Below are 10210 nucleotides of genomic sequence, written 5' to 3'. Positions count from 1 at the left end.
CCTTTACTTGTGTATGGACTTTTAATATATACTTCCCCGATTTCTCCCCACATACTAAGTCCACTATCATTAACAACAGCAATCATACTATTGTCAATCGATTTCCCAACAGGTAGTACGCTTCCTGATTCTAATTCCTTCTCTGGAATATGATAACAGCTCTTTAATATTGTGGTTTCTGTAAGTCCGTATAGGTTACTCATTCGTGCAGAATGCCCTTCTAGTGATCGCCATAACTCAACATCTCTTCCATAAAGCTTTTCTCCTGCTAAAACTACTTCTTCTATACAGCTAAGTGATATGTTTTGTTCTTTTAAAGTGTTAGTTAGCAATCTGAATAATGAGGGAACGGTTTGTAAAACCGTTACTTTTTCTTCTGCTAACCAGCTGCCTAAAAGTACCATGTTTTGTTTGGTCTTTTCGCTTGGAATACACAAACAACTTCCAGAGATTAAACTCGTTAAAATGTCTTTTAAACTTGCATCAAAAGTAACAGAGGCTATTTGACTTACGCGTGTAGCTGGTGTGAATTTAAATGTCTCTTTGTGCCAGTTGACATAGTGTGCAATGCTTTCTTGGTTCCCTACAATTGCCTTCGATTTACCCGTTGTTCCTGAACTGTAAAAAATATAACTGCTATTATCTACAGGGTATACTACCGATAAATTATCGGTACTGTAAGCATCTAAAGTATATTCCTTCAGTTTACCTCCTTCTGAAAACAATACGATGTTTTCAAGTTTTGTTTTCGATACATCTATCTTAGTTTTTAGTATTTCATAAGCTTTTTCAGTAGCAATTAATGTTACCATGTTTGTTTCTGAAAATACTTGTTCTAATTTGCTTTTTGAAAATTCTGCAGCTATAGGAACATAAGTCGCTCCAGTTTTCAAGCATGCTAATAAGCTTCCTACAAGTTCTTTCCCGCTAGGTAATAAAACACCAATTGCTTTTTCAGGTCGTGTGTTAAGCTCAAGTAATAGGTTTCCTATTTGGTTACCAAACTCATTAATTTCTTTATATGTATATACTTTTTCTTCGAGTAGTAACGCTTCTTTTGTTGGGTAGGCGGCAACAGTTTCTTCTATTATTTTGTGAATATATTTTGGAGCTGCTTTTTGTATTACTTCATCAAACCATTGTGCTTTCTCTACTTCAGCGTCTTCTAAATATTGTATTTCATTTAATGGTTTATTTGGTGCTTCTACAATAATTGCCAATAAATTTTCCATATGCTTTACCATACGAGAAATACGTGCTTCATCATACAATTCTGTGCTATATTCTATGGTTCCATCAATAATGTCTCCTTGGTCCATAAATTGGAATCGCAAATCACCTTTACTTATTTCTAAATCTTCTCCTTCTGCAGAAACTTCCAAACCTTCCATTTCTACGCCTTCCAACAGATTAAGCTGTACATTTTGTAATATGACCACAACATCAAATAATGCATTTCTATTTTTTGGTGGATATATCCCTAAGTCTTCAATTAGCATGTCTAAAGGGTATACTTGATGATTGAATCCATCTAAACTTACTTTTTTTACTTCATTAAGTAATGCCGTAAAACCTTCTTCCTTAGAAAATCTTGATCGTAATGCAAGCGTGTTTAAGTAGAGTCCTATTTGATCCTCTAAATCAGGATGTTGTCTTCCTGCAACTGGCGTTCCAATAATAATGTCTTGTTGCCCTGTATACTGATATAATAATGTTTTCACTAAAGATAGTACCCCCATAAACAAGGTTGCTCCTTCTTCTTTTACTAATGCTTTTAATTTTGAGCTCAGTGATTCATCTAGCTTAAAATAGTATTGTGCACCTGAGTGATTCATAATTTCAGGTCGTCGTCTATCCGAAGCAAGTTCTAATGTAGGAATACCTCCTTGAAATTGTGTTGTCCAATATTTTTTATGCTCTATAAGTTTTTCTCCGCTTAGCTCCTCTAGTTGCCAAGCTGTAAAGTCTTTGTATTGAATTGGTAACGGTTGTAAGGCATGCATTGTACCTTTTACCGCAGCATTATAGAGTAATACTAAATCTCTTACCATTACTTGCATAGACCATTCATCAGAAATGATGTGATGCATAGCAAATAATAATTCATGAGTATCTTCTTTGTGTCTTAAGATGTCTATATTGAATAATGGTGCCGTATTTAAGCTAAATACTTTGCGCGATAGTTTCGACTTATAGTCTTCTTTTATAGCTTCATCTTCATTGGAAACATCTAAGTAATTAATTTTAAATTCAATTACTGAAGCATCTATAATTCGTTGTCTTGGTGATCCATTTGCCAATTCAAATACCGTACGCAAGCTTTCATGACGTGTTACGAGTTGTTGAAAAGCAAATTCAAAAGCTTCTTTATTAAACAATCCTACAAGATGATAGCTTGTAAAAACATTGTGTGCTATGGTGTCTTTTGATTGTTCTACTTGTAGCCAAGTTCTTTGTTGTGTTGCTGATAACGGATATGTTTTTTGTTCTGCAACTTTTGGAATAGAAATATAATTACTTGTGTCCGAATTTGTAATTAGTAATGCTTGTTCAGTCAAAGTTGGGTTATTAAATATATCTCCTATGTTGAGTTGAACTTGATGTGTTTTATAAATTTTTGTAATTAATTGAATTGCCTTTAACGAATGTCCACCAGATTCAAAGAAGTTGTCTTCTACACCAATACGTTCTTTATTGAGTATTTCACTCCATATAGTAGCTAAGCTTTCTTCAGTTGTATTTCTAGGTGCAACATAGGTTGTGTCTATTTTTATTTCTGGCTTAGGTAGTTTCTTTTTATCAATTTTACCACTTGAGTTAAGCACAAAATCATCTAACTGAATTATATAAGGTGGAATCATATAATCTGGCAATATTTTTCGCAAGTATGCCTGAAGATCTATTACATTTATTTTTTCGGTAGCTGCATAATAGGCTACCAAAGCTGTATCATCATCTGCTGTATGAGTTGTTACCAAAGTCTCTATTACTGCTGGATGTGATTTGATTACTTTATCAATTTCATTAAGTTCTATACGATACCCTCTAATTTTCACTTGGTTATCGATACGTCCTAAGAAATCAATATTTCCATCTGCCAAACGAATTCCTTTATCTCCAGATCGGTACATTTTTCCTTCTCCAAACGGGTTTTTCACAAACTTTTCATTGGAAAGTTCTTCCATATTTAAGTATCCTTCTGCTACTCCACCACCAGCAATACAAATTTCTCCAGGAATTCCTTCTCCTACTAAATTCAAGTGTTCGTCAACAATGTAAATTTGTACATTTCCTATCGCTTTTCCAATAGGTAACCGAACTCGTTTTGTGTCTTCTTCAGAAACGTTATAAGTTGTAGACCAAATAGAACATTCTGTTGGTCCATAGCCATTATAAGTAGATGTGTAAATACTACTTTTTATTGCTTGATTTTTATTTACAACATCTCCAACAGAAATTGCAATTCGTAAAAACTCAAGTTCTTCTACAGGAACTGCAGAAAAATAAGCTGCTGGTAATACTGCAAATGTTACAGTTTTTTCCTTCATGTGCTTAATTAACTGCACAGCATCTTTTATGATGCTATTTTTTGCAACTAATAAACGACCTCCATTTGCCAAAGCAACAAAGTATTCAAAAACAGAACCATCAAAAGCCATCGAAGAAAACTGAATAATGCAGTCATCTTCCGTTAGATTAAATTCTTTTCTCTGATTGTGAATAACGTGTACACCATTTCGATGTTGCAACATAACTCCTTTTGGTTTTCCAGTAGATCCTGATGTGTAATAAATGTATGCTAAATCGGATGCTTTGTTAACTTTCAAAGGGTTTTCATCACTAGTTGAAAGAATATCAAATTCTATATCGACTGCAAAAATACTTCCTGTAAAATTGCCGATACTAAACATGTTTAGTGACTCTGTGATAATTACTTTAGCTTCTGAATCAGAAAGCATAAAATTGTTACGTTCCGTTGAGTTGCTTGAATCTATTGGTAAATATACACCGCCAGCTTTTAGTATTGCTAAGAAACCAACGATAAGCCATTCGTTTCTTTCTAGCATTAACGCTACCGTTTCTCCTTGTGCTACTTTGTATTCATTGCGTAAATGATGTGCTACTTTGTTTGCGCGTGCATTTAGTTCTTTATATGTAAGCGTTTTACTTCCAAATTCTACCGCAATATTATCAGGTGTTGTAATAACCTGACGTTCAAAAATGTCGACTAATGTCTCGTCTTGATTGTATTTGAGTTCTTTTTGATTGAGTTCTGAAAGTAACCATTTTTTTTCTTGTGGTGCTAAGTAATTGAGTTCACTTATGGCAGCCAATGGTTTTTCGATTACTGAATTTATCAACGCTGTTAAGTGCCCCAATAAATTCTCCATACGATGTTTACTGTAAATATCTGTGTTGTATTCTAATGTTAGTGAAATGTTTGATTCATTTTCAACGAAATAGAAACGTAAGTCAATTTTACTTATTGGAACATCTAACTGATTTTCTGTAATTGATAGTCCTTCAAATGCTGGTATTTCATTTTTATCTAATAAGTTTTCTAACACTACAACTACATCAAACAATGGCGAACGACTCATATCACGTACAAGTTGTAATTCGTTTACCAACAAATCAAAAGGATATACTTGATGAGTGAATGCATTTAAAACGTTTTCTTTTACTTTTTCCGAGAGTGAGTTGAAGGTATCGTCTTCACTAATTTTAGTTCTTAGCACCAATGTATTGATAAAAAAACCTATTTGATCTCTTAAATCTGGATGTTCTCTACCTGCCGATGGCGAACCTATAATAATATCGTTTTGCCCTGTATAACGATGTAAAAGTGATTTTACAAGTGTTACCAACCCCATGTAAAGCGTAATTTCTTTTGCCTTTAAACAGGCTCTAAATGCTTTACTTGTTTCTTCACTTAAACTTAAGTGTACTTGATCCCCATGAAATGTTTGCACTGGCGGTCTTGGATAATCTGCGGGTAAGTCTAATACTTGTATTTCTTCTTCAAATTGTCTTAACCAATATGCTCTATGTGCTGCTAAACGTTCACTTTGTAATTCTTTTTCTTGCCAAGCTGCATAATCTTTATATTGAATTGGCAGTACTGGTAATTCAGGTGATTTATTTTGTAAAAAAGCTTTGTAACTTTCTATGATTTCCTTTATGAAAACATGTACTGATCTTTCGTCAAATATAATGTGATGTACACAGAGATAAAATAAATATTCATTTTCTGCAACCTTAATGATATGTGCTTTTATTAAAGGAGCTGTTTCTAAATCGAAAGGAATTAAAGATAATTCTAATGCTTTATTTCGGGCATATTCTTTAGGACTTAAAGTATTACTTACATCTTCTTTTGTAATACTAAATGTATATTCTTCTGATGTTAGTATTTTTTGATATGCCTCTCCTTCTTCTTGTATGAATGACGTACGTAAGCTTTCATGCCTATCGATTACATGTAAAAATGCAGTATTTAGTAATTTGATATTTACATTACCTTTGAGCCAATATGTTACTGGAATATTGTGTACTGCTTCAACTTCATCTTCAAACTGTTCTAACAACCATAATCTACGTTGCGCATAGGAAAGTTTGTAACGTGACTGCGCTTCAATTTTTTCAATTTTTTGATAACTGGTTTTACTAGAATTTTTCAATAAAATTACTTGTTCTTTAAAAACAGGATGTAAAAAGATATCTTCTAGTTCTAGTTTAATTTCTAATTTTTTGAATAATTGAGATATTAATTGAATTGCTCGTAACGAATGTCCTCCAATAGAGAAGAAATTATCTTTATCTGAAATTTCTTGAATTCCTAAAACATTTTGCCACACTTCTAGTAATCCTGCCTCTAAATCATCATTTGGAACTACAAGTTCTTTGACTTCAATTTCTATATGTTTTGGTAATACTTGTTTATCAATTTTTCCACTACTGTTTTTTGGTAAATTCTCTAAATAAATAATATGAGGTGGTATCATGTATTCAGGCAAGAAAGTTTTTAAGTATTCTTTAATATCTGAATTTGAAATTTTCCTCTCTCCTTCGTAGTAAGCCGCTAAAGTTTTATTATTTCCTTCACCTAATGTAATAACTGCTGCATTAGTAATTTCAGGATGTTTGTTTAATACACTTTCTATTTCTCCAAGCTCTATTCGGTAACCTCTTATTTTTACTTGCGTATCTACACGTCCTATGAAATCAATGTTTCCATCAGAATACCATGAAGCTAAATCACCAGTCTTATATATATTTCCTTCACCAAAAGGATTTTTTATAAAACTTCTTTTAGTTAATTCTTTTTTGTTGAGATATCCTTTTGTAACACCAACACCAGCAATGTATATTTCTCCAGGTACTCCAACTGGTTGTGGTTGGAGAAACTCATTTAGAATATATACTTGAAGATTTCCTATTGGTTTCCCTATTGGTAATCGTGGATATTTAGTGTCTGTCTTTGCTACTTTATGAATGGTTGTCCAAACAGCAGATTCTGTAGGACCATAGCAATTCATATATGTTAGCTCCTTACTGTAATCTATTGCTAATTGTTTGTTTGCAACGTCTCCAGCAGTAATGATTAATCGTAAAAAAGATAATTCTTTTACTGATATTGCCGCTAGATATGCTGGCGGTAGGATAACAATAGATACGTTTTTCTCTTTAAGGTAATTTGTAAGTGCAATAACATCTTTGAGAGTCTTTTCTTTAGCTAAGACTAAACTCGCACCTGATGTGATTGCCATAAAAATTTCAGCAATGGAAGCATCAAAAGACGGAGAAGCAAATTGTAATACTTTATCTTTTGTAGTTGGTTTAAATATTATATGCTCATTTTTAACCATGTTTACACAGTTTTTATGAGATACTAATACCCCTTTTGGTTTCCCTGATGAACCAGAAGTGTAAATTACATACGCTTCATCTTCTGCTGTATAGTTTGGTGTTAGGTTTTCTTCGTGTACCTTTAACGCATCATAAACTTCATCAATACTGAAGACATTTGACACAAGATTTGAAGAACGGTTAATGATACTACTTTCGGTAATTAAAAGTGAAATATTGGCATCAGATACAATGTAATTTATTCGTTCTTTAGGACTAGAAACATCTATTGGAATGTAAACAGCACCTGCTTTCATTATTGAAAGCATTCCTACAATTAACCATTCATTTCTGTTAACCATTACACCAATATGCTTTCCTTTAGTTACATCAAAAAATTCTTGTAATGATTTTGCAGTAGTGTTTACTATAGTATTTAATTCTTTGTAAGTCCAAGAGTTTGTTGGTGTTTCAAGCGCTATAACATGTGGGTTTTTATCAACTTGATTTTCAAATAATTGAACTAATGTTAGTGATTGTTCATACTCAAAAGCTTCTTGATTAAAATCATAAAGTAATTGTTGACGTTCTTTAGCCGTAATATAATTGAGTTCATTTATTTTTTGGGTAGGAGCTTCTACCACTGCTCTCATCAATTCTTCAAAATGTAGACAGAATCGTTGTATTCTTTCCTCTTTAAAAAGGTCTATATTGTATTCTAAATTTAGATTGATTTCGTTCTGGTTTTCTATAAAGAACAATCGGAGATCTACTTTACTTTTGTTATTAAGCAACAATTGATCTTCTATAGTCACACCATGCATTTCTGGTAGCTTTTCAATGTTTTGCTTGTTTTGAATTCCAACAACAATGTCAAATAAAGGCGACCTGCTTAAGTCTCTATCTAAACCTAAATCTTTAACTAGCAAGTCAAACGGATAAATTTGATGATCGAACGCTTCAACAACAACTTGCTTAACTTTTCGTAAAGTTTCTATAAATGTATCTTCGGTATCTAATACCGTTCGTAATGGTAATGCATTGATATAAAAACCAATTTGATCTTCTAATTCTACATGATCTCTTCCTGCTGCTGGTGTTCCTAAAATGATATCTTTTTCACCTGTATATTTATAAACTAATACTTTTGTAAGCGCCAAAAGCCCAGCAAATAGTGTTATTTTCTCTTCAAATACTACCTCTCTAAATTTTGCTACTAATTGCGGATCAAAAGAATATTTAAACTGAGTACTATCAAACGTTTTTACGGAAGGTCTTGGTTTATCCATTGGTAAGTCTACCACGGGAATATCACCTTCAAATTTATGTAACCAATAATTTCTATGCAAATTCAGATGCCCACCAGCCAACTCTTGTAATTGCCAAGCTGCATAATCTTTATACTGAATAGAAAGTGGTTGTAAGTTTGTTTCTGTTTGTAATTGTAATGAATTGTATATGCTTAAAAACTCTTTAATTAAGTTTTTAATTGACCATTCATCTGTTATAATGTGATGCATACAAAGCATAAATAAGTATCTTTCTTCTTCAACTTTAATTATGTGTACGCGTATCAATTGATCCTTTAATAAATTGAACGAAGTAAAAGCCGCTTTTTCTGATAATTTTGTTGCTACTACTTCTGAATTATCTTCATTTGACACATCGTGGTAATCAACATTAAAATTTAGCGTATCAACCTCATGTATAAACTGACATGGAATTCCATCAATTGCTTTAAAATTAGTTCTTAGAATTTCGTGACGTTCTATAAGTTGTGTGAATGCTTCTGTTACATGGGCTATATTTACTTCTCCATTGAGCCAATAGCTCATTTGTATATTATACGCTGTTGAACCTAAAGTTTCAAATTGTTCTAAAATCCATAACCTTTGTTGTGCATGTGATAATTGATACGTATCGCTAACTTCAATAGTACTTATTTTTTTATAATCTACTATATTTAACTGTGCTATATATGCCGCTAAGTCTACAAGTTTGGGGTATTCAAAAATATCTTTTAACTGTACTTGTACATTTAATTCTTTATAAATATTAAGAATTAATTGAATTGCTTTTAATGAATGTCCTCCTATTTCAAAGAAATCATCTGTAATGCTTATGTCTTTAATATCTAGAATAGATTGCCATAAGTTTACCAGTTTTTTTTCAGCAGTAGTTTGCGGAAGAGTGATTGTTCTTTCTTTAACTTCAATAACTCTTTTTGCAAGTTCTTTTCGACTAATTTTACCATTGTGTGTTAGTGGGAATTCTTCTAATTGTATAATATGTGCTGGCATCATATATGCTGGCAACTTACTACGAAGTATTGTTTTTATACTATCTACTTCAATCGTTTTTTTTCCTGTAACATATGCTAAAAGATCATCTCCTTTTACAATGACAACAGCTTGATTTATATTTGAATTTATTTCTAATAATGATTCTATCTCTCCTAATTCAATACGATACCCTCTAAGTTTTACTTGACTATCTCCTCTTCCTAGATATACCAATCTTCCATTAAAATCCCAATAACATAAATCGCCTGTATCATAAATGATTTCATCACTAATAAAAGGATTGGCTATAAACTTTTTTGCAGTTAATTCTTGGTCTGTATATCCTTTGGCTATTCCTGCTCCCCCTATAAACAAATTCCCTACAATTCCATGCGGTAATAACTCTCCAAATTTATCAAGTATATAAAGTTTTGTATTGTATAGAGGTCTTCCTATAGAGTTTAAATCTGTAGTTTCTTGAATGTGTTGACATGTTGACCAAATTGTAGTTTCAGTAGGTCCAAACATGTTATATAATTCACCAGACATTTCTAATAAACGTGCACCTAGTATAATTGGTAGATACTCTCCTCCAGATATTTTCTTTAACGCTGTTTTTGCTTTCCAATTTACTTCTAAAAGTAAGTTCCAAATACTGGGTGTAGCCTGAACTATTGTTACCTTGCTTTTATCAATCATATTAGCAAGCAATCTTGGACTTGTAACGACCTCGTTTGAAGCAATCGTTACCATACCACCAACACTTAATGTTGTGAAAAACTCTAGTACAGAAATATCAAATGTAAATGTGGTAATAGCCAATAAGTTATCATTGCTTGAGACGTCAAGAGTATTAACTATTGATTTTAATAAGTTAACCACAGAGCTATGCTTAATCATTACCCCTTTTGGTTTTCCTGTTGAACCAGAAGTATAAATAATATACGCTATGTCTTCTCCACTTATCGAAACATCTAATTTACTTACTGAATACTTCTTTAATTCTTCTGCTAATGTTTTGATGTTGATACTTGTAACTTTGGATTCAGTTATGGAAGAATCACCAATAATCAATGATG

General features: G+C 32.4%; 1 protein-coding gene. It reads right to left on the bottom strand.

Annotated elements, in window-relative coordinates; genetic code table 11:
• The coding region (locus tag ACKTSW_RS08380) for an amino acid adenylation domain-containing protein (protein ID WP_408024829.1) at positions 1-10210 on the bottom strand (10210 nt) is incomplete at both ends.

The organism is Tenacibaculum sediminilitoris, assembly GCF_964513795.1.
In the GTDB taxonomy this organism is placed as follows: Bacteria; Bacteroidota; Bacteroidia; order Flavobacteriales; family Flavobacteriaceae; genus Polaribacter; species Polaribacter sediminilitoris.
Note: the sequence above shows the minus strand (reverse complement) of the source record. Positions and strands in the feature narration are given on the sequence as shown.